The 21,595-nt window shown below is 69.6% G+C and carries 15 protein-coding genes and 1 pseudogene; 12 read left to right on the top strand and 4 right to left on the bottom strand.

Annotated features, from left to right (window positions below; genetic code table 11):
* Window positions 1-13: 13 nt before the first annotated feature.
* Together QXH22_RS03235 and QXH22_RS03230 are read left to right on the top strand one after the other, a co-directional pair.
* Entirely contained in the window at window positions 14-1,606 is a 1,593-nt protein-coding gene (locus QXH22_RS03235; RefSeq protein ID WP_306274916.1) for an MFS transporter, read from the top strand.
* Window positions 1,607-1,904: 298 nt separating this feature from the next.
* Window positions 1,905-3,659, top strand: a complete 1,755-nt coding sequence (locus QXH22_RS03230; RefSeq protein WP_306241316.1) for a proline--tRNA ligase — start codon at window positions 1,905-1,907, stop codon at window positions 3,657-3,659.
* A gap of 111 nt (window positions 3,660-3,770) precedes the next feature.
* Here QXH22_RS03230 and QXH22_RS03225 read toward each other — a convergent pair whose 3' ends face one another.
* Together QXH22_RS03225 and QXH22_RS03220 are read right to left on the bottom strand one after the other, a co-directional pair.
* Window positions 3,771-4,217 carry a ferritin-like domain-containing protein gene (locus tag QXH22_RS03225; protein WP_306241315.1) on the bottom strand — a complete coding sequence of 149 codons (447 nt, stop codon included), beginning with the start codon at window positions 4,215-4,217 and terminating at the stop codon, window positions 3,771-3,773.
* Window positions 4,214-4,750, bottom strand: coding sequence for a hypothetical protein (locus QXH22_RS03220; protein ID WP_371934148.1), 537 nt, complete (start codon window positions 4,748-4,750; stop codon window positions 4,214-4,216). The genes QXH22_RS03225 and QXH22_RS03220 overlap by 4 nt, the downstream gene beginning before the upstream one ends.
* 196 nt (window positions 4,751-4,946) lie before the next feature.
* Here QXH22_RS03220 and rimP point away from each other — a divergent pair, with 196 nt between their 5' ends.
* Window positions 4,947-5,477 (top strand): ribosome maturation factor RimP, encoded by a 531-nt coding sequence (gene rimP, locus QXH22_RS03215; RefSeq protein WP_306241313.1) that lies wholly within the window; start codon window positions 4,947-4,949, stop codon window positions 5,475-5,477.
* Window positions 5,474-6,505, top strand: a complete 1,032-nt coding sequence (gene nusA / locus QXH22_RS03210; RefSeq protein WP_306241312.1) for a transcription termination factor NusA — start codon at window positions 5,474-5,476, stop codon at window positions 6,503-6,505. Before rimP ends, nusA begins: the two co-directional genes overlap by 4 nt.
* Before the next feature lie 72 nt (window positions 6,506-6,577).
* On the opposite strand, the gene QXH22_RS03205 is transcribed toward nusA, so the two are convergent.
* Complete coding sequence (locus QXH22_RS03205; protein ID WP_306274915.1) at window positions 6,578-7,879, bottom strand: PE domain-containing protein; 1,302 nt, start codon at window positions 7,877-7,879, stop codon at window positions 6,578-6,580.
* A 267-nt stretch (window positions 7,880-8,146) separates the two neighbouring features.
* On the opposite strand from QXH22_RS03205, the gene QXH22_RS03200 reads away from it, so the two are divergent.
* The 8 genes and pseudogenes from QXH22_RS03200 to QXH22_RS03165 all read left to right on the top strand — a co-directional run bounded on the left by QXH22_RS03200 (window position 8,147) and on the right by QXH22_RS03165 (window position 17,469).
* Window positions 8,147-8,515, top strand: coding sequence for a YlxR family protein (locus QXH22_RS03200; protein ID WP_306241310.1), 369 nt, complete (start codon window positions 8,147-8,149; stop codon window positions 8,513-8,515).
* A 76-nt stretch (window positions 8,516-8,591) separates the two neighbouring features.
* A complete protein-coding gene (infB, locus tag QXH22_RS03195; RefSeq protein ID WP_306274914.1) occupies window positions 8,592-11,459 on the top strand; it encodes a translation initiation factor IF-2 in 2,868 nt (955 codons plus the stop codon).
* 18 nt (window positions 11,460-11,477) lie between these two features.
* On the top strand, window positions 11,478-12,011 hold the full coding sequence (gene rbfA, locus QXH22_RS03190) for a 30S ribosome-binding factor RbfA (RefSeq protein WP_306241308.1): 534 nt from the start codon (window positions 11,478-11,480) through the stop codon (window positions 12,009-12,011).
* The gene (locus QXH22_RS03185) at window positions 11,974-12,996 is read left to right on the top strand and encodes a bifunctional oligoribonuclease/PAP phosphatase NrnA (RefSeq protein ID WP_306274913.1); all 1,023 of its coding nucleotides are present in this window, start codon (window positions 11,974-11,976) and stop codon (window positions 12,994-12,996) included. The genes rbfA and QXH22_RS03185 overlap by 38 nt, the downstream gene beginning before the upstream one ends.
* Before the next feature lie 5 nt (window positions 12,997-13,001).
* Window positions 13,002-14,341: pseudogene (locus tag QXH22_RS03180) on the top strand (MATE family efflux transporter).
* Window positions 14,342-14,435: 94 nt separating this feature from the next.
* Window positions 14,436-15,335, top strand: a complete 900-nt coding sequence (locus QXH22_RS03175) for a carbohydrate ABC transporter permease (RefSeq protein ID WP_306241305.1) — start codon at window positions 14,436-14,438, stop codon at window positions 15,333-15,335.
* Window positions 15,332-16,165: a carbohydrate ABC transporter permease gene (locus QXH22_RS03170; RefSeq protein ID WP_306241304.1), complete on the top strand. Its 834-nt coding sequence runs from the start codon at window positions 15,332-15,334 to the stop codon at window positions 16,163-16,165. The genes QXH22_RS03175 and QXH22_RS03170 overlap by 4 nt, the downstream gene beginning before the upstream one ends.
* Window positions 16,162-17,469, top strand: coding sequence for an ABC transporter substrate-binding protein (locus tag QXH22_RS03165; protein WP_306274912.1), 1,308 nt, complete (start codon window positions 16,162-16,164; stop codon window positions 17,467-17,469). The genes QXH22_RS03170 and QXH22_RS03165 overlap by 4 nt, the downstream gene beginning before the upstream one ends.
* Before the next feature lie 10 nt (window positions 17,470-17,479).
* Here the strand turns inward: QXH22_RS03165 and QXH22_RS03160 are convergent, their stop codons facing one another.
* On the bottom strand, window positions 17,480-21,565 hold the full coding sequence (locus QXH22_RS03160; protein ID WP_306274911.1) for a PE family protein: 4,086 nt from the start codon (window positions 21,563-21,565) through the stop codon (window positions 17,480-17,482).
* Window positions 21,566-21,595: the final 30 nt, after the last annotated feature.

Here is a 21,595-nt window from a genome sequence, read left to right as displayed (position 1 = left end):
AAGGTAACCCGCTATGACGGCTCTCAACGACTCAGAGCGGGCAGTCCACACTTGGACTGAGGGACGCTCGGAACGTTCGGCCCAGGAGCGTCCCACGCAAACAGTGGAGACCCCTTTGCAGCGCTTGAGCAGGTATTACCCCACGTGGTTGCCCTCACGCCGATTCATCGCCGCGGTGATCGCGATCGGCGGGATGCAGCTGCTGGCCACCATGGACAGCACGGTCGCGATCGTCGCGCTTCCTAAGATTCAGAACGAGCTCAGCCTGTCCGACGCCGGCCGTAGCTGGGTGATCACCGCTTATGTGCTGACTTTCGGCGGGCTGATGCTGCTCGGTGGCCGGCTCGGAGACACCATCGGGCGCAAACGCACCTTCATCGTCGGTGTCGCGCTGTTCACCATCTCCTCGGTGCTGTGCGCGGTGGCCTGGGACGAGGTGACGCTGGTCATCGCCCGGCTCTCGCAGGGTGTCGGTTCGGCTATCGCCTCACCGACCGGTCTGGCGCTGGTGGCGACCACCTTCCCGAAGGGCCCGGCGCGTAACGCCGCGACCGCCGTCTTCGCGGCCATGACAGCGATCGGGTCCGTGATGGGCCTGGTGGTCGGCGGGGCGCTGACCGAGTACTCCTGGCGGCTGGCCTTCATGGTCAACGTGCCGATCGGGCTGGTGATGATCTACCTGGCCCGCACCGCGCTGCGCGAGACCAACCGCGAGCGGATGAAGCTCGATGCCGCCGGGGCCATGCTGGCCACGCTGGCGTGCACCGCCGCCGTGTTCGCTTTCTCGGTGGGCCCGGAGAAGGGCTGGGTGTCGATCACCACGATCGGTTCCGGTGTGGTGGCGGTGCTGGCGGCCATCGCGTTCGCCATCGTCGAGCGCACCGCGGAGAACCCGGTCATCCCGTTCCAGCTGTTCCGCGACCGCAACCGGCTGGTCACCTTTATTGCGATCTTCCTGGCCGGCGGCGTCATGTTCACCCTGACGGTCTCCATCGGCCTGTATGTGCAGGACATCCTGGGCTACAGCGCGCTGCGCGCGGGTGTCGGCTTTATTCCGTTCGTGATCGCCATGGGCATCGGCCTTGGTATCTCGTCGCAGCTGGTGTCGCGGTTCTCGCCGCGGGTGCTGACGATCGGCGGCGGCTGGCTGCTGCTCGGCGCGATGATCTACGGCTCGATGTGCATGCACCGCGGGGCGCCGTACTTCCCGAACCTGGTGCTGCCGATCGTGATCGGCGGGATCGGCATCGGCATGGTGGTAGTGCCGCTGACGCTGGCCGCTATCGCGGGCGTGGGATTCGACCAGATCGGCCCGGTGTCGGCGATGACCCTGATGCTGCAGAGTCTGGGCGGGCCGCTGGTGCTGGCCGTCATCCAGGCCGTCATCACGTCGCGCACGCTGTTCCTGGGCGGTACGACCGGCCCGGTGAAGTTCATGAACGACATGCAGCTGCAGGCGCTCGACCACGGCTACACCTACGGCCTGCTGTGGATTGCCGGAGCGGCGGTGATCGTCGGTATTGCGGCCCTGTTCATCGGTTACACGCCCGAGCAGGTTGCGCACGCCCAAGAGGTCAAGGAAGCGATCGACGCCGGGGAGCTGTAGGCCTTTCTCCATCTCGGTCTGGCGTTTCGCGCTGAGACTGCGAAATTGGTTGCCTCTTCTCGTACTTTCTCTGCAAATCCGCAGTCTCGGTGATGGGCCGAGGTTTTACACCCCGTCGTGCCCAACGAGGCTGCGCTGAGACTGCGAAATTGGTTGGCTCTTCTCGCACTTTCTCTGCAGATCCGCAGTCTCGGCGCGGGGCAGGGGCCGCCGCCGTGGCCGGCCCTGGCGTCGCCCGACCCTGCCCGCGGCCCACGTGACGCGGGACGCACCCGGCCCCCAAGTAGGCTTGCCGCCTGTGATCACCCGGATGTCCGAGCTTTTCCTGCGCACCCTGCGCGACGACCCCGCCGAAGCAGAAGTGGCCAGCCACAAACTGCTGATCCGCGCCGGATACGTCCGGCCGATCGCCCCTGGGTTGTACAGCTGGCTGCCGCTCGGCCTGAAAGTGCTGCGCAACATCGAGCGCATCGTCCGCGAGGAGATGAACGCGATCGGCGGCCAGGAAATCCTGTTTCCCGCCCTGCTGCCACGCGCCCCCTACGAGACCACCAACCGGTGGACGGAGTACGGCGATGGCGTGTTCCGGGTCCAGGACCGTCGGGGCAATGACTACATGCTTGGCCCCACCCACGAGGAGCTGTTCACCCTGACGGTCAAGGGCGAGTACAGCTCCTACAAGGACTTCCCGCTGACCCTGTACCAAATCCAGAACAAGTACCGCGACGAGGCGCGCCCGCGCGCCGGCATCCTGCGCGGCCGCGAGTTCCTCATGAAGGACTCGTACTCGTTCGACCTCGACGCCGCCGGCCTCAAGGCTTCCTACCACGCCCACCGGGAGGCCTACCAGCGCATTTTCGAGCGGCTCGACGTGCGTTACGTCATCGTCTCGGCGGTGTCGGGTGCGATGGGCGGCAGCGCCTCCGAGGAGTTCCTCGCCGAGAGCCCGATCGGTGAGGACACCTTCGTCCGGTGCGTGGAGTCCGGCTATGCCGCCAACGTCGAAGCCGTCACCACCGCCCGCCCCGAGGGCCTGCCCGCTGAAACTGTGGCCGGACTGCCGGATGCCGAAGTCCACGACACCGGCGACACCCCTACCATCGCCACCCTGGTCGCCTGGGCCAACGAGGCATTGGACCGCCCCGTCACAGCTGCCGACACCCTCAAGAACGTCCTGCTGAAGGTCCGCCAGCCCGGCGAGGAGTGGGAGCTGCTGGCCATCGGCGTGCCCGGCGACCGCGAGGTCGACGACAAGCGACTCGGCGCGGCACTGGAACCGGCCGAGTACGCATTGCTCGACGACGCGGACTTCGCGAAATACCCGTTTCTGGTGAAGGGCTACATCGGCCCGAAAGCGCTGCGCGACAACGAAGTCCGTTATCTGGTTGACCCGCGCGTGGTGGACGGAACCAGCTGGATCACCGGTGCCGACGAACCCGGTCGCCACGTGGTCGGCCTGGTGGCGGGCCGTGACTTCACCGCCGACGGCACCATCGAGGCCGCCGAGGTACGTGAGGGCGACCCGTCCCCCGATGGCGCCGGCCCGCTCGTCATGGCCCGCGGCATCGAGATCGGCCACATCTTCCAGCTGGGCCGCAAGTACACCGACGCGTTCAGCGCCGACGTGCTCGGCGAGGACGGCAAACCGGTGCGGCTGACCATGGGCTCCTACGGCATCGGGGTGTCGCGTCTGGTCGCCGTGGTCGCCGAACAGCACCACGACGAGCTCGGCCTGCGCTGGCCGGCGTCGATCTCGCCGTTCGGGGTGCACCTGGTGATGGCCAATAAGGACCCCGAGGCCCGGCTGGGCGCCGCCAAGCTGGCCGCCGACCTGGACAAAATCGGAGTCGATGTGCTGCTGGACGACCGCCAGGCCTCACCCGGGGTCAAGTTCAAGGACGCCGAGCTGCTCGGCGTGCCCTGGATCGTCGTGGTCGGGCGCGGCTGGGCCGACGGCCGGGTGGAGCTGCGCAATCGTTTCAGCGGGCAGACCAGCGAGCTGGCCGTCGGCGATTCGCTGACCACCGACCTGGTCGCCGCGATCAGCCTCTAGCGGCGATCGCAAGCGCGGCGGTGCCGCGCGCGGCGGGTCGCCGCCGTGTGCCTAGCGGCGATCGCAAGCGCGGCGGTGCCGCGCGCGGCGGGTCGCCGCCGTGGCTATCAACTACTCGTTCCCGCCCGGGAACGTCGTGGTGATCGGCCAGCCGCCCAGCACCTTGTTCCACCGGGCGGCCATCACCGCGCTCTGGGTCAGCGCGGTCGAGGCGAACGCGCGGTCCTCGGCGGTCTCGGCGTGCTCGACGACCGCCCGCCATGCGGTCGCCCCGTCGTTCTCCATGCGTGCCGCCAGCCGCGCCGCATCCGCCGGGCTGCCCACCGGCGAAGGCAGCTGATAGCCCGCGGCGGCCGGCGCGGGTGTGACCTTGCGGGCACTCAGCATCGCAATGACGTCGTCGCGGCGCTGGCGATGCTGGTTGAGTGCCTCCACCACCAGGTCGTTCACGCTGGGTGGCGACAGCGCCGACACGATGCCGTAGCCGTAGATGGTGCCGTGTTCGACGGCCAGCGCGTCGCTGAGCGCGGTGACGTCGGCGTCTTTGCCACCACTCATATCGACGGACCTCCCGGCACCAGTGCCACCTCGCAGGACGCGGTGCACGACGCCGCGATCGAGGCGAGAAGTCCGGCCCGGTAACCCGACGACGTCGACACCAGGCGGTTGGCATCCTCCGCCGATTTGCGCAGCGAGTCGATCACGTCGGAAACCGGTGGCGGAGGCGGGGGCGGTGCCTCTGGCTCGGTCGGGCTGGTGCTCGAGGTAACACTGCCCGTTTCACTGGTCGAAGAAACCAGCTTGCCCGCGGCCCGGGCGATCTCGGTGGACAGCGCCCGCGCGTGCGCGGCGCGCTGCGTGGCGACCACAGTCAGCGCGGCGGCGATCTGCGGCGGACTCCCGATCGCTCCGGCGGCCGCAGCGGCCAGCGCGCTGTCATGCCGGGCCTGGTCCAACGGCCCCACCAGCTCCTCAACGGACGGAGGCTTGGGCGCCGACTCGCCGCAGGCGGTTGCCGCCACCCCGAGTGCGAGAGCGGCACCACCGGCGAGCACGCGCCGCCTGCTGATGACGGGTACTGCTCTGGACACGCCCCACATCCTGCCATCACCGCGCACCGCGTCAGCGCCAGCCACGACGCGGTCTGGGACCGGCGATGCGACTACGGCGTCGTTGTACGGGCGTCAATAGCGGATCCTGGCGTATCGTTGGTAGCCGGGCTCTCTGAGTTCGCTGTGAAAGCCGTGCGCCCGCCGATGACCGACAACTCAAGATGAGGAGCTCGCCGTGACCACCGGGCTACCTTCGCAGACGCAGGTGATCGAGCTACTGACCGCAGAGTTCGCGCGCGCAGGTTACGAGATCGAAGACGTGGTCATCAACAGCCGCACGCGCCCGCCGCGCATCACGGTGATCGCCGACGGCGACACCGCGTTGGACCTGGACACCATCGCGGCGCTATCCCGCACGGCGTCGGATTTGCTGGACGGTCTGGACGGTCCTGGCGCTGACGGCTACATCCTTGAGGTCAGCTCGCCCGGCGTGGAACGCCCGTTGACCACCGAGAAGCACTTCCGCAGAGCGCGGGGCCGCAAGGTGGACCTCGCGCTGGCCGACGGATCACAGCTGTCCGGCCGGGTCGCCGAAGCCGGCAACGGCACGCTGTCGCTGGTGGTCCGCGCCGGCCGCGAGCTGGCGATACGGGAGATCCCGTTGACCGATGTCGTCAAAGCCGTTGTACAAGTTGAGTTTTCGCCACCAGCCCGAGCGGAGCTGGAGTTGTTGGGGCAGGCACAGGGGACGGAGGCCGGAGCATGAACATCGACATGGCCGCGCTCCATGCGATCGAGGTGGACCGGGGCATCTCGGTCAACGAACTACTCGAGACCATCAAATCCGCGCTGCTGACCGCCTATCGGCACACCGAGGGACACCAGTCCGACGCGCGCATCGAGATCGACCGTAAAACCGGCGTGGTGCGGGTGATCGCCCGCGAGACCGACGAAGACGGCAACCTCATCAGCGAGTGGGACGACACCCCCGAGGGATTCGGCCGCATCGCCGCCACCACCGCACGGCAGGTGATGCTGCAACGCTTCCGCGACGCGGAGAACGAGCGCACTTTCGGCGAGTTCTCCACCCGCGAGGGCGAGATCGTCGCCGGCGTCATCCAGCGGGACAGCCGGGCCAACGCCCGCGGCCTGGTCGTGGTCCGGATAGGTACCGAGGCCAAGGCCTCTGAAGGGGTGATCCCGGCCGCCGAACAGGTGCCCGGCGAGAGCTACGAGCACGGCAATCGGCTGCGCTGCTACGTCGTCGGGGTCAGTCGCGGTTCCCGCGAGCCACTGATCACGCTGTCGCGGACGCATCCGAACCTGGTGCGCAAGCTGTTCTCGCTCGAGGTGCCCGAGATCGCCGACGGCTCAGTGGAGATCGTGGCGGTCGCCCGCGAGGCCGGCCACCGGTCCAAGATCGCCGTCGCGTCGCGGGTGCCCGGTCTGAACGCCAAGGGCGCCTGCATCGGGCCGATGGGGCAACGGGTCCGCAATGTGATGAGCGAGCTGTCCGGCGAAAAGATCGACATCATCGACTACGACGAGGACCCGGCGCGCTTCGTGGCCAATGCGCTGTCACCGGCCAAGGTGGTCTCGGTCTCGGTGATCGACGCGAACGCCCGCGCCGCCCGCGTCGTGGTTCCCGACTTCCAGCTGTCGCTGGCCATCGGCAAGGAAGGACAGAACGCCCGGCTCGCCGCCCGCCTGACGGGGTGGCGCATCGACATCCGGGGCGACGCGCCGGGGCAGCCCGAGGAGGGCGCGAGCCACGGGATGGCGCACGAGCGCTGAAGCGCAACCTGGCGGCGCGCTGATGGCCGCGGTGGCCCGCGTCAACTCGGCCGCCGAGGCCCTGACAGCGGCTCAGAGACCGAGCTCCCGCTCGATCTGCGGCCAGTAGCGCAGACCGCCCGGGCTCAGCAGAATCCAGTCATGGAAGCCGCCGGTGGCCAGGACGAAGTTGATCGGCGCCGATTGCAACACGGCGTTTTGCGCAAGGATGAACTGGTCTGGCGCGACGGGATCCAAGGAGCCCGCGTAGACATAGGTCGGCGGGAGCCCCGCGAGGGACCCGAATAGCGGGCTTACCAGGGGATCGGTCAGCGCAAGATCGCCCGCCCAGAGTTGGTTGGCCTGATAGATCCTGTTCGAGCGATCGGGGAAGAACGGGTCGTCGATCAGGCCGATGTTCGGATTTACCAGCCGTTGGTCCAGCAGTGGCGACAGTAGAACCATCGATCGCGGCACGGCTTGGTTGTGGGCCACCAGATATTGGACGGCCGATAGTCCGATGGTTGCGCCCGCGGAGTCACCGAGCACGCTCACGTGGGAAACGCCGTGAGCCGCTATTTGGGTGGAGATGTAGCCGGCCACTTTGGGTACCACGGTGCCGGCCGTACCGCCTTGCTGAATCAGCGGGTAGATCGGCACCGCAAAGGTCGCGCCGGTTTGATACGCCATCACTGAGTAGCCGAGCCAGTGGAAGATCATCGGCGGCCAGACAAATGCGCCACCGTGCAGTGCGACGACATAATTGCCGGTCGGGTTTGCCGGGACGATCTCGACGACGCTCATCCCCTCATAGGTGGTGTAGCGAACCGTTTCGCCCAGTAGCGCGGTCAATAGGCGCGGTGGCGCGTCGCTGAAGAGCGGGTTCAAGAGGCCGCTGACAAACAGCTGCTGAACCGGAGAACCCAGTGTCCCGAGTTGGTCGTAAATCCCGGTCAAGGTCAGGAAGGTTTTCACCGGCCGCAGCGCCGCCGTTTCAATGCGGGTGAGCAGGTCCTGTGTGCCGCTGAAGGCCGGATTCTGCCCGGCCGGGACCGGCTCGATGGCCGATGATCCGAAGATCGAGGTCCAAAGCGAGTTTCCGAGCGCCGAAAGATTGACGGCTTCCGCGCTGATAAACGATTCCGCACTCGAACTCAGCGCCACGATGACTCGGGACTGAAAAGCCGCAGCCTGGGCGCTCATCGCCTGAAATTCCCGACCGTGGGCCGAGAACAGATCCGCGATGGCCGCGGATACCTCATCGGACGCGGCAGCGAGCACCGTGCTGGTGGAGGTCGCTGCCGCCGCGTTGGCTTCGCCGAGCCTCGAGCCGATGGTCGCCAGTTCCGTTGCTGCCGACCCCATCATCTCCGGCACAGCGAGCACATACGACATGGCAATACGCCCCTTTTCTCGTTTGAGGGCCTCGCACTGATCGTGGGATCAGGCAAACCAGCCTCACGCCGATCGATCGGGTGATCCGCAGTAGTCGTGTACTGAATTGAGTGCCGGCGTGCGGGGGAATGCTGAGCCCACCGGGTGTTGAGCGTTGAGCGCTTCAAGCACGCGCGGGCCGACGCTCGGAGATCACCGGGGTGAGGCGAGCGCTGACCCGCACCCCGGGTGGTTCTGACCACTGGTCGGGTGACGCTAGACTGAGCCGTGATCCAGCGCGAGCCTTCGGTCTCGGCGCGCCAACGCCCGGACAACCCCAGCGGACCGGTGCGGACGTGTGTCGGATGCCGGAAGCGAGAGCTGGCCGTCGAACTGCTTCGAGTGGTGGCTCGGTCGACCGGGAACGGTAACTACTCCGTAATCGTTGACACTGCCGGAAGCCTGTCGGGGCGAGGTGCCTGGTTGCACCCCGGCCCGAAGTGCGTACAAGAAGCGATTCGGCGGCGAGCTTTCACCCGCGCGCTGCGCATCACCGGTTCACCGGATACATCCGCGGTGATCGAGCACGTCAGTTCCCTGGCGGGCCCGTCCACCAAGGCAACAGAACAGGTAGCAACGAACATGAGCACACCGTGAAGTCCCGATGACCATGCGTCATAGCTAAACCCGAGGCGCGGCCCAACCGCTTGTCGCCTCATAGACAGGAGATGTAGTGGCAGGTAAGGCCCGCGTACACGAGTTGGCAAAGGAACTCGGTGTCACCAGCAAGCAAGTCCTCGCTCGACTGACCGAGCAGGGCGAATTCGTCAAATCGGCATCATCCACGGTGGAAGCACCCGTGGCCCGGCGGCTCCGCGAGTCGTTCGGAGGTGGCAAGCCCGCGGCCGGTGCAGCCAAGAGCGCACCGTCAGCTCCGCCGGCTGCCGCCCCGCCGGCGGCCCGGCCCGCCGAGAAGGTGGCGCCCGCGGCAACCGATGCGGCACTCGACCGCGCACTGGACAAGGCCGTCGGAAACGGCGCGCCCACCAGCGCTCCCGCCAAGCCGGCGGCGCCCAACCGGCCGGCCGCCCCGGCCGCCCCGGCCGCCCCGGCGGCTCCGGCGCCACCCGCTGCGCCGGCCACCCCGCCGGCTCCCGCGGCTCGGGCCAAGCCCGCGCCCCCGGCCCCGCCGACCCCCGGCCCGGCGGCGCCCGCACCGGGACAGCCCGCGGCCCCACAGGCCCCACAACCAGGGATGACGCCGGGTCCGCGTCCGGGTCCCATGCCCAAGCCCGGCGTGCGTACCCCCCGCGTCGGCAACAACCCGTTCTCCTCGGCACAGCCGGTCGACCGGCCGATCCCGCGTCCGCACCCGCAGGCTCCGCGTCCCGGCGCACCCCGCCCGGGCGCGCCGCGGCCGGGCGGAGCCTCGCCCGGCAGCATGCCGCCGCGTCCCGGTGGCGCCTCCGGCGGGCCCCGTCCGCCGCGGACCGGCGCACCCCGGCCCGGTGGCGCCCGCCCCGGTGGTAGTGGCGGTCCCGGCGGCGGCGGCGGCGGTAACTACCGCGGCGGCGGCGGTGTCGGCGCGGCGACCGGCGGTGGCGGCGGCTTCCGCGGTCGTCCCGGCGGCGGTGGCCCCGGCGGTGGCGGTGGTGGCGGCGGCCGTCCCGGTCAGCGCGGCGGTGCAGCCGGTGCGTTCGGCCGTCCCGGCGGCGCACCCCGGCGTGGCCGCAAGTCCAAGCGGGCCAAACGCGCTGAATACGAGAACATGCAGGCCCCGGTCGTCGGCGGTGTGCGGTTGCCGCACGGCAACGGCGAGACCATCCGGCTGGCCCGCGGCGCATCGCTGAGCGACTTCGCCGACAAGATCAACGCCAACCCGGCCGCGCTGGTGCAGGCGCTGTTCAACCTGGGCGAGATGGTCACGGCCACCCAGTCGGTCGGCGACGAGACGCTCGAGCTGCTGGGCAGCGAGATGAACTACAACGTTCAGGTCGTCAGCCCCGAGGACGAGGACCGCGAGCTGCTGGAGTCCTTTGACCTGACCTACGGCGAGGACGAGGGCGGCGAGGAGGACCTGCAGACGCGTCCGCCGGTGGTCACCGTGATGGGTCACGTCGACCACGGCAAGACGCGCCTGCTGGACACCATCCGTAACGCCAGCGTCCGTGAGGGCGAGGCGGGCGGCATCACCCAGCACATCGGTGCCTACCAGGTCGGCGTCAATTTCGAGGGCACTGAGCGGCTGATCACCTTCATCGACACCCCCGGTCACGAGGCGTTCACCGCCATGCGTGCCCGCGGTGCCAAGGCCACCGACATCGCCATCCTGGTGGTCGCGGCCGACGACGGCGTCATGCCGCAGACGGTGGAGGCCATCAACCACGCGCAGGCCGCCGACGTGCCGATCGTGGTGGCGGTCAACAAGATCGACAAGGAGGGCGCCGACCCGGCCAAGATCCGTGGTCAGCTCACCGAGTACGGCCTGGTGGCAGAGGACTTCGGTGGCGACACCATGTTCGTCGACATCTCCGCCAAACAGGGCACCAACATCGAGGCGCTGGAAGAAGCGGTGCTGCTGACCGCGGACGCCGCCCTGGACCTGCGGGCCAACCCCGACATGGAGGCCCAGGGTGTGGCCATCGAGGCGCACCTGGACCGCGGTCGCGGTCCGGTGGCCACCGTGCTGATCCAGCGCGGCACGCTGCGGGTCGGCGACTCGATCGTCGCCGGCGACGCGTACGGCCGCGTGCGCCGCATGGTCGACGAGCACGGCGAGGACGTCCACGAGGCGCTGCCGTCGCGCCCGGTGCAGGTCATCGGCTTCACGTCGGTGCCCGGTGCCGGTGACAACCTGCTGGTCGTCGACGAGGACCGCATCGCCCGCCAGATCGCCGACCGGCGCAGCGCGCGCAAGCGCAACGCGCTGGCCGCCCGCAGCCGCAAGCGGATCAGCCTGGAGGACCTGGACTCGGCGCTGAAGGAAACCAGCCAGCTGAACCTCATCCTCAAGGGCGACAACGCCGGTACCGTCGAGGCGCTGGAAGAGGCCCTGATGGGTATCGAGGTGGACGACGAGGTGGCGCTGCGCGTCATCGACCGCGGTGTCGGTGGCATCACCGAAACCAACGTCAACCTGGCCTCGGCCTCAGATGCGATCATCATCGGCTTCAACGTGCGCGCCGAGGGCAAGGCGACGGAGCTGGCCAACCGCGAAGGCGTGGAGATCCGCTACTACTCGGTGATCTACCAGGCGATCGACGAGATCGAGAAGGCCCTGCGCGGCATGCTCAAGCCGATCTACGAGGAGAACCAGCTGGGTCGTGCGGAAATCCGCGCGATCTTCCGGTCCTCCAAGGTCGGTGTCATCGCCGGCTGCATGATCACCTCCGGGGTGGTGCGCCGCAACGCCAAGGCCCGGTTGTTGCGGGACAACATCGTGGTGACCGAGAACCTGTCGATCAACTCGCTGCGCCGGGAGAAGGACGACGTCACCGAGGTCCGGGAGGGCTTCGAGTGCGGTCTGACGCTGGGCTACTCGGACATCAAGGAAGGCGACATCATCGAGTCCTTCGAGCTCGTTCAGAAGGAACGGTCATGACGACGGTGCTGAGCGCCCATGGCTGACCCCGCACGGGCACGCCGGCTGGCCAAACGGATCAGCACCATCGTCGCCTCGGCGATCGAATACGAGATCAAGGATCCGGGGCTGGCCGGTGTGACCATCGTCGACACCAAGGTCACCAACGACCTGCACGACGCGACGGTCTACTACACGGTGATGGGCCGGACGCTGGACGACGAGCCCGACTATCCGGGTGCCGCGGCGGCGCTGGACCGCGCCAAGGGAGTGCTGCGCACCAAGGTCGGAGCGGGCACCGGTGTGCGCTTCACGCCGACCCTGACCTTCACCCGCGACACGACGTCGGACACGGTGAACCGGATGGAGGAGCTGCTGGCGCGTGCCCGCGCCGCGGATGCCGATCTGGCGCGGGTTCGGGTGGGTGCCAAACCGGCGGGGGAGGCCGACCCGTACCGTGATAGTGGATCGGCGGCCGAACCGCTGGTCGCCGGGGGACTTGGCAGTGCTCGAGGCATCGAAGCTGAGGACACCGATGACGATTATCAATCGCAAGATCGATCCGAAGATTGAGCTGACCGGCATACCGCGCCTCAACGGGGCGCGCGTCGATGCAGCCGGCGCCGTGCAGCTGTTGTCTGCCGCTGAGTCGGTGGCGGTGATCTGTCACGTCCATCCCGATGCCGACACCATCGGCGCCGGGCTGGCATTGGGCATGGTGCTGGACAGGTGCGACAAACGAGTCCAGGTCAGCTTCGCAGCGCCGGCGAACCTGCCGGAGTCGCTGCGTACGCTTCCCGGATGCGACCTGCTGGTGGGTCCCGACGACGTGCGTCGCGACGTCGACCTGGTGGTGACCGTCGACGTCCCCAGCATGCACCGGCTCGGCTCGCTGCAGGATCTGGCCGCGGATGACCAGCACATGCTGGTGATCGACCACCACGCGTCCAACGGACTGTTCGGCACCGCGAACTACGTGGACACGTCCGCGGATTCGACCACGATGATGGTCGCCGAGATCCTCGACGTCTGGGATAAACCGATCGACCGGGCGGTGGCGCACTGCATCTACGCGGGGTTGACCACCGACACCGGGTCGTTCCGGTGGGCCAGCGCGAGGGCGCTCCGGCTGGCCGCCCGCCTGGTGGACATCGGGGTGGACAACGCCGCCGTCAGCCGCTCGCTGATGGACAGCCACCCGTACGCCTGGCTACCGATGCTGTCCCGGGTGCTGGGCACGGCCCGCCTGCTGCCCGACGCCGCAGGCGGTCTGGGACTGGTCTACGCGGTGGTCGACCACCACGAGTGGCTCCACTCCCGCTCTGAGGAAGTGGAGAGCGTGGTCGACATCGTGCGCACCACGCAGCAGGCCGAGGTGGCAGCGGTGTTCAAGGAAGTCGAACCACAGCGTTGGTCGGTGTCGATGCGGGCCAAATCGATCGACCTGGCCACGGTCGCGATGGGCTTCGGCGGCGGCGGGCACCGGTTGGCGGCCGGCTATTCCACCGCCGGCACCATCGACGACGTGGTGGCGGCGCTGCGCACGGCGCTCGACTAGCGGCCTTGCACGACGGCGGGCCCGGCCCTGGCCGACCGGTTGCCGGGGGGCGGCAGATCGCCGCGCTGGCCCTGCCGGCTCTGGGTGTGCTGGCTGCGGAGCCGCTCTACCTGCTCTTCGACACCGCGGTGGTCGGGCGGCTAGGCGCGGTGGCGTTGGCCGGCCTGGCTGTCGGCAGCCTGGTGCTCGGCCTGGTCAGCACCCAGTTGACCTTCCTGTCCTACGGCACGACGGCGCGCGCGGCGCGCTATTTCGGCGCCGAAGACCGCGCCGCCGCCGTGCACGAGGGTGTCCAGGCGACGTGGCTCGGCGTGGGTCTGGGCGCGGCGATCGTCGTCGTCGTGCAGGTCACGGCGGTGCCGGTGGTGTCTGCGATCGGCTCGAGTGACCAGATCGCGTCCGCGGCGCTGCCGTGGTTGCGGATCGCTATTCTGGGTGCCCCGGCGATTCTCGTCTCGCTCGCCGGAAACGGTGGATGCGCGGCGTGCAGGACACCGTGCGGCCGTTGCGTTATGTGGTTGCGGGCTTTGGGCTTTCGGCGGTGCTGTGCCCGGTGCTGGTGTACGGCTTTCTCGGCCTGCCGCGGCTGGGTCTGGCGGGGTCGGCGGTGGCCAATCTGATCGGTCAGTGGCTGGCGGCGCTGCTGTTCGGCGGCGCCCTGCTCGCCGAGCGGGTGCCGCTGCGGCTCGACGGTGCCGCGCTGCGTGCCCAGCTGGTGATGGGGCGGGATTTGATCCTGCGCAGCATGGCTTTTCAGATCTGCTTCGTCTCGGCCGCTGCGGTAGCGGCCCGGTTCGGTGCCGCCGCGCTGGCCGCCCACCAGATCGTGTTGCAGCTGTGGACGTTTCTCGCCCTCGTTCTCGATTCGCTGGCCATTGCGGCGCAGTCACTGGTGGGTGCCGCGCTGGGGGCCGGTGACGCCGCGCATGCCAGGTGGGTCGCGTGGCGGGTGACGTGGTTCTCGCTGCTGGCGGCGGTGCTGCTGGCCGTCGCGTTCGGGGCCGGCTTTCCGGTGTTGCCCCACCTCTTCACCGACGACCACTCCGTGCTCACCGCGGTGGCGGTCCCGTGGTGGTTCATGGTGGCCCAATTGCCTATCGCCGGAATCGTTTTCGCGTTGGACGGCGTATTGCTGGGGGCCGGTGACGCCGCGTTCATGCGCACCGCCACCGTCGCGAGCGCCTTGCTCGGGTTCCTGCCGTTGATCTGGCTGTCGCTGGCCTACGGCTGGGGGCTGACCGGGATCTGGTCGGGGCTGAGCACATTCATGGTGTTGCGGTTGGTCTTCGGCGCCTGGCGGGCGCTGTCGGGGCGCTGGGCCGTCACCGGGACGGGCCCGCTCTGATGCGCGCCGAGATTGCGGTGGCGGTTGCGATTGGTCACCTCTCCACAGCCCTGATAGCAATCTCGGCGCCGATACCCGGGGCTAGACTGCGCCGGTGAGGACGACGCAGCGGGCCCGGCGCCGCCCGTGGAGTGACTACGCGCTGTTCCTCGTCCTCGTCGGACCGAACGTGGCGCTGCTGGCGCTGTTCATCTACCGCCCCTTGGCCGACAACATCCGGCTGTCCTTCTTCGACTGGAACATCTCCGACCCGCAAGCCGAATTCATCGGCCTGTCGAACTACGCGGAATGGTTCACCCGTTCCGACACCGCGCGCATCGTGCTCAACACGACGGTGTTCACCGTGGCCGCGGTGGCCGGCTCGATGGTGCTGGGGCTGGCGCTGGCCATGCTGCTCGATCAGCCGCTGCGCGGCCGGAATGTGGTGCGCTCCACGGTGTTCGCGCCGTTCGTGATCTCCGGTGCTGCCGTGGGGCTGGCCGCCCAGTTCGTCTTCGACCCGCACTTCGGTCTGATCCAGGACCTGCTGCGCCGCGTCGGGCTCGGGGTTCCCGATTTCTACCAGGACGCGCACTGGGCCATGTTCATGATCATCGTCACCTACATCTGGAAGAACCTCGGCTACACCTTCGTCATCTACCTGGCAGCGCTACAAGGGGTGCGACGAGACCTGTTGGAAGCGGCGCAGATCGACGGTGCCGGCCGGTGGACCACATTCCGGATGGTGACGTTGCCACAGCTGCGTCCCACCACGTTCTTCCTGTCGATCACCGTGCTGATCAGCTCGCTGCAGGTTTTCGACGTCATCAACGTCATGACCCGCGGCGGCCCGGAGGGCACCGGCACCACCACCATGGTCTACCAGGTGTATCTCGAGACTTTCCGAAACTTCCGCGCCGGTTACGGCGCCGCCGTCGCCACGATCATGTTCCTGGTACTGCTGGCCATCACCTACTACCAGGTGCGCGTCATGGACAGGGAGCAGCGCCAGTGAGTTCCGATCGCTTTCGCCCCGCACGTCTGCTCGGCTACGCGGCGATGCTGGTGGTGGTCGCGCTGATCGCCGGACCGCTGACGTTCGTGTTCTTCACGTCGCTGAAAGAGCAGCCCGACGTCTACTCGCAGCCGACAACCTGGTGGCCGCCGCACTGGCATCCGCAGAATTACCGGACTGCCACGCAACAGATTCCGTTCTGGACCTATGTGCGCAACTCGGTCATCATCACCTCGTCGCTGGCGGCGGTGAAGTTCGTCCTCGGCGTGCTCAGCGCCTTCGGCCTGGTGTTCGTGCGGTTTCCCGGGCGTAACGCGGTGTTCCTGTTGATCATCGCCGCTCTGATGGTGCCCAACCAGATCACCGTGATCTCCAACTATGCGCTGATCTCTCAATTGGGCCTGCGCAACACCTTTCCCGGCATCATCCTGCCGCTGGCCGGTGTCGCGTTCGGAACCTTCTTGATGCGCAACCATTTTCTGTCGCTTCCTGCCGAGGTCATCGAAGCGGCACGGATGGACGGCGCGCGCTGGTGGCAACTGCTGCTGCAGGTGGTGTTACCGATGTCCGGGCCTACGATGGTGGCGTTCGGCATCATCACGGTGGTCAACGAGTGGAACGAATACCTGTGGCCGTTCCTGATGTCCGACGACGAGTCGGTGGCACCGCTGCCGGTGGGCCTGACCTTCCTGCAGCAGGCCGAAGGCGTCACCAACTGGGGCCCGGTGATGGCGGTGACGCTGCTGGCGATGTTGCCGATCCTGTTGATTTTCATTGTCTTGCAGCGGCAGATGATCAAGGGCCTGACCTCCGGTGCGGTGAAGGGGTGACGGTGCTGAGCCGCAGAGCGCTGCTGACATTGGCGGCGGCCGGTGTGACGGCCGGCTGCGCGGGCATGGGCGACCGTAGCCCGGTCAAGTCCGGAAACGGCCCGATCACGTTCTGGTCCAACCATCCCGGTCTGTCGACCGGGGTGGAGCGCGAGCTGATCAACCGGTTCCAGCAGGAATTCCCGGACTTGCAGGTCAAGTTGATCGATGCCGGGAAGGACTACGACGAGGTCGCGCAGAAGTTCAACGCTGCGCTCATCGGCGCCGACGTGCCCGATGTCGTTGTGCTGGATGACATCTGGTGGTTCCACTTCGCGCTGAGTGGCGTCCTGGCCCCGCTGGACGACCTGTTCCGCCAGGTGGGCGTGGACACCACGGACTATGTCGACTCATTGCTGGCCGACTACGAGTTCGGCGGGCACCACTACGCGGTGCCGTATGCGCGGTCGACGCCGCTGTTCTACTACAACAAGGCCGCCTGGGAACGGGCCGGGCTGCCGGACCGCGGGCCGATCTCCTGGCCGGAGTTCGACGAGTGGGGACCGCGCCTGCAGAGCGTTGTCGGCGCGGGCAACCTGGCGCACGGCTGGTCGAATTCCGAAGCGATCTCCTGGACCTTCGAAGGGCCGAATTGGGCGTTCGGCGGTGCGTATTCCGACCAGTGGACGTTGAGGTTCACCGACCCGGCGACCATCGCGGCAGGGACCTTTCTGCGCGAATCGATCCACGACAAGCGGTACGCGGCGATTGCCAACAATATCGCCAACGAGTTCGCCACCGGCATCCTCGCCTCCACGGTGGCCTCGACGGGCGCGCTGGTCGGGATCACCGCCGCGGCCCGGTTCGACTTCGGCGTGTCGCCGTTGCCGACCGGCCCCGGCGGAGCACCCGCATGCCCGACCGGCGGTGCCGGTCTGGCGATCCCGACCAAGCTGTCCGACGATCGAAAGCTCAACGCGCTCAAGTTCATCGCGTACGTCACGAATCCGCGTAACACCGCGTACTTCAGTCAGCACACGGGTTATCTCGCGGTGCGGAAATCGGCAGCAGACGACCCCAGCCAGCAGCGGTATCTGAACGACAATCCGCGAGCCCGGGTGGCCTTCGAGCAGCTGCCACACACCCGTCCGCAGGACTACGCCCGCGTCTTCCTTCCCGGCGGCGACCGTGTCATATCCGCCGGTCTGGAGTCCATCGGCCTGAAGGGGGCTGACGTCGGCGCAACGTTCGGCAGCATCCAGAAACAGCTGCAGGCGATCTACAACCGACAGATCAAGCGCAAGCTCTCCGGGTTCCGCCACTGAGGGCCGGCGGTCAGCTTCCGCCCCCCTTGCCCCCGGCACCGCCGCCGCCACCGGCGCCACCCGCGATGCCGCCGGATCCGCTGCCGGGTCCCCCGGTGTTGCCGAAGGAGCCGGCCAGGATCTGCAAGCCATATCGTCCAGCGCCACCCGTGCCACCCGTCCCCCCGGTGCCGCCGAAGCCGCCCGGCCGAGAGAGGTTGCCGCCGTTGCTGATTCCGGTGCCGCCGGTGCCGCCGGTGCCGCCGGTGCCGCCCGACGCACCCGGGGCGTTGGTGCTGTCACCGCCGTAGCCGCCGTTGCCCGCATTGCCGCCGTTGCCCGCCAGGTAGGAGTTGGTGGCGTTGCCGCCGTTTCCGCCGTTGCCGCCGATTCCGCCGACGCCGCCCGCGCCGAGATTGCCCTTGCCGCCCCGGCCACCGGTGCCGCCCGCGCCGCCGTCCGCGTTATTGCCGACGCCGCCGTTGCCGCCGTGACCGCCCGCGCCACCGGTGCCGCCGGTGGCGCCTTCACCGCCGGCGCCGCCTGTCCCGCCGTTGCCGGCGGTGGGGTTTGCCACACCGGTGGTGTCGCCGTTTCCGCCGTTTCCGCCCGCGCCGCCGCTGCCGCCCTTGCCCTGCATTCCGGTGCCGCCGGTGGTTCCGGTGGTGGAGCCGGCTCCGCCGGCGCCGCCGTTGCCACCCTTGCCCGCGGTGCCGCCGGCACCGCCGTTGCCGCCGTTGCCGGCCTGCGGGGTGATGCCGCTGGCCGAGGCGCCGTTGCCGCCGTTGCCGCCAGTCCCGCCGTTACCTCCGCCGCCGCCTTGGCCGCCGTTGCCGCCGGCGCCCTGAATGCCGTTCGTGCCGCCGTTCAGATTTACCGCTTTGCCCGCGGCTCCGCCGGTTCCGCCCTGACCACCTTGACCGCCCTGGCCGCCGGTTCCGCCGGTGCCCCCGTCACTTCCATGGGGCATGCCCGTGGTGCCTGATGTCCCGTTTCCGCCGGCGCCGCCGCTGCCGCCATTGCCGCCCGAACCGGCGGCACCTCCGTTGCCGCCGTTGCCGTGGAACACCCCGCTGTTGCCGCCGGCGCCGCCGGAACCCCCGGCCGAGCCGTTGCCGCCGTTGCCGCCGGTGCCCCCGGCCGTGGTGTTGTTGGTTCCGTTAGTGCCGGTGGCTCCGTTTCCGCCGCGTCCGCCGTTGCCACCGTTGCCGTCCAGCCCGCCGTTGCCGCCCTTGCCGCCGTCGCCACCCGCCAGGTTCGGGTTGAAGGAGTCCGCGCCATTGCCGCCGTTGCCGCCGTTCCCGCCGCTGGTGGGGGTGTAGCCGTCGGCGCCCCGGGCGCCGGGGGCGGACCCGGTGCCGCCGGCCCCCCCGGTTCCGCCGACTCCTCGGTTGCCGCCATTGCCGCCAGTGCCGCCACTACCGTTGCCGCCGTTGGCGAAGCTGCCGTCGCCGCCCTTGCCGCCGTTGCCGCCGACGGCGCCGTCACCGGCGTTGCCGCCGTTGCCACCGACGCCCTGCTTGCCGGCCTGCCCGGCGGTTGCCGTGCCGCCGGCCCCGCCGTTGCCGCCGGCGCCGCCGTTGCCGCCACGGCCGCCGTTCATACCGTCGCCGCCGGTGCCGCCGGGGAATTTGCCCGGCTGGCCGTTCAAGCCGACCGCGCCATCACCCCCCTCGCCGCCGTTTCCACCGGCTCCGCCGGTACCGCCGTTGCCGGCCATCGAGCCACCCTTGCCGCCAGTGCCGCCGTTTCCGCCGGAGCTCCCGCTGGTGCCGTCGCCGCCCGCGGCCACCGCGTTGGTGCCGGATGCACCGTTGCCACCGGCCCCGCCGGTGCCTCCGTTGCCGTGAGAGCCGCCGTTGCCGCCGTTGCCGCCGTTTCCGCCGGCCACGTTCGGGTTTACCGAGGTGGCCCCGTTACCGCCATTGCCGCCGTTGCCGCCGCTGACGGGGGTGTAGCCGTCGGCTCCGCGGGCGCCGGTGGTGCCGTCGGGACCGAGTCCACCGGCGCCGCCGGTGCCGCCGACTCCGCGATTGCCGCCGTTGCCGCCGGTGCCGCCGTTGCCGTTGCCGCCGTTGGCGAAGCTGCCGTCGCCGCCGTTGCCGCCGTTCCCTCCGACGGCGCCGTTGCCTGCATTGCCGCCATTGCCGCCGGCACCCTGCTTGCCGGCCTGTCCCGCGGTGGCGGTACCCCCGGCCCCGCCATTGCCGCCCGCTCCGCCGTTGCCGCCCCGGCCGCCGTTGGTGCCGTCACCACCGGTGCCGCCGCCGGCCTTGCCGACCTGGCCGTCGAAGCCCCGGCCGCCGTCGCCGCCGTCGCCGCCGTGCCCGCCGGCCCCGCCGTTGCCACCGTTGCCGGCCAGGGCACCGCCCTTGCCGCCGGTGCCGCCGTTCCCGCCAGCACTGCCGCTGGCGGCATCGGCGCCGGCGATCGCGTCGGAACCGAACGTGCCGTTGCCGCCGGCACCCCCGTTGCCACCGTTGCCGTACAGGCCGCCGTTGCCGCCGTTGCCACCGTCATTCCCCTTGACGCCGGGTGAAACCGAGACCGAGCCGGCGCCGCCGTTTCCGCCGTTTCCGCCGCTGTGCGGGCTGTTGCCGATTGCGCCACTTGCCGCCTGGCCGAAGCGGCCGCCGGCGCCACCTGCCCCACCGGCGCCGCCGGTGCCGGGATTGCCGCCGTTACCGCCATTGCCGCCGTTCATGTTCCAGGTGCCGTCGCCACCGTTGCCGCCGTCGCCGGCGGCTCCGCCGGTACCGCCGTTGCCGCCCGCACCACCGAGGGCTTGGCCGCCCGAGGGGGTGAAGATCTTGTTCAACCAGCCGCCCTCGTTGCCGGTGCCGCCCACGCCGCCGACGCCGCCGTTCCCGCCATTGCCGCCGGCCTGGCCGGTCTGGCCCGCGCCGCCGTGGCTGCCGTTGCCGCCGGCGCCGCCCGCACCGCCCTGCCCGCCGGTGCCGCCGACTCCACCGGATCCGAGCAGCTGCGAACCCCGTCCGCCGATACCCCCGGCGCCACCGTCGCCGCCAGAGGTGCCTGACCCGCCGGCGCCGCCGCTGACCCCCGCGACGCCGGCGCCGCCGGTGCCGCCGGCCCCGCCGTCGCCGTAGAGGAACCCGCCCGTACCCCCGTTTCCGCCGGTACCACCGTGCGGTGTCAAGGATGTGCCCACGCCCCCGACACCGCCCGCGCCGCCGCTGCCCAGGAGCACAGCATTGCCGCCGGCTCCACCGCTGCCGCCGTCGATTCCGGCGCCACCGGCCCCGCCGTTGCCCCAGAGCCAGCCGCCGGTGCCGCCCGTGCCGCCATATCCACCGGCGCCGCCGGCTCCGCCTGCGCCCAGCAGCCGGGCCGCCCCGCCGGCTCCGCCGAAGTACCCGGCCTCGGCCGAACCTCCGGCCCCGCCGTTGCCCCAGAGCCAGCCGCCGGTGCCGCCGGTGCCGCCGTATCCACCGGCGCCGCCCGCACCCCCGGAGCCGAGCAGGGTGGCGGTGCCGCCGGCGCCGCCGACGACACCTGAACCGCCCACGCCGCCGCTGCCCCACAGCCAACCGCCCGCGCCGCCGGTTCCACCGGCACCACCCACCCCGCCGGCACCGCCCGCTCCACCGTTACCGATCAATCCGGCCGCCCCGCCGGAGCCACCGCTCTGGCCGGCGGCACCCGAACCGCCGGCACCGCCGTTGCCCCACAAGATTCCGCCCGCGCCGCCGGCCTGACCGCTACCGGCCGCACCATTGGCGCCGTCGCCGATCAGCGGACGGCCCAGCAGCAGTTGGGTGGGGGCGTTGACCGCACCCAGCACACCCTGCTCGATGGCCTGCAACGGCGACGCGTTGACCGCTTCGGCGGTGGCGTAGGACCCGGCGGCGGTGCCGATCGACTGCACGAACTGCGCGTGGAAGTTCGCCGCCTGCTCGCTGATCGCCTGGTAGGTCTGCGCGTGATTGCCGAACAGTGCGGCGATGGCAGCCGAGATCTCGTCCTGGGCCGCCGGCAACACCGACGAAGTAGGCAGTGCCGCAAGCAGATTGGCCTCGCTGATGGCCGACCCGATGCGGGCCAGATCCGAGGCGGCGGTCGTGATCGACTCCGGCGATGTGATGACGAATGACATGGCAGTGCCTTTCTCGAGCCGCGATGCATC

The sequence above is a fragment of the Mycobacterium sp. TY814 genome (genome assembly GCF_030755175.1).
Lineage (GTDB): Bacteria > Actinomycetota > Actinomycetes > Mycobacteriales > Mycobacteriaceae > Mycobacterium.
The sequence above is the reverse complement of the archived record's forward strand: the minus strand, read 5'-3'. Positions and strand labels throughout refer to the sequence as shown.

Coding starts and splice junctions, on each gene's coding strand:
- QXH22_RS03235 (WP_306274916.1), top strand. CDS start 14: ATGACGGCTCTCAACGACTCAGAGCGGGCAGTCCACACTTGGACTGAG.
- QXH22_RS03225 (WP_306241315.1), bottom strand. CDS start 4,217: ATGAGTGGTGGCAAAGACGCCGACGTCACCGCGCTCAGCGACGCGCTG.
- nusA (WP_306241312.1), top strand. CDS start 5,474: ATGAACATCGACATGGCCGCGCTCCATGCGATCGAGGTGGACCGGGGC.
- QXH22_RS03205 (WP_306274915.1), bottom strand. CDS start 7,879: ATGTCGTATGTGCTCGCTGTGCCGGAGATGATGGGGTCGGCAGCAACG.
- rbfA (WP_306241308.1), top strand. CDS start 11,478: ATGGCTGACCCCGCACGGGCACGCCGGCTGGCCAAACGGATCAGCACC.
- QXH22_RS03185 (WP_306274913.1), top strand. CDS start 11,974: ATGACGATTATCAATCGCAAGATCGATCCGAAGATTGAGCTGACCGGC.
- QXH22_RS03160 (WP_306274911.1), bottom strand. CDS start 21,565: ATGTCATTCGTCATCACATCGCCGGAGTCGATCACGACCGCCGCCTCG.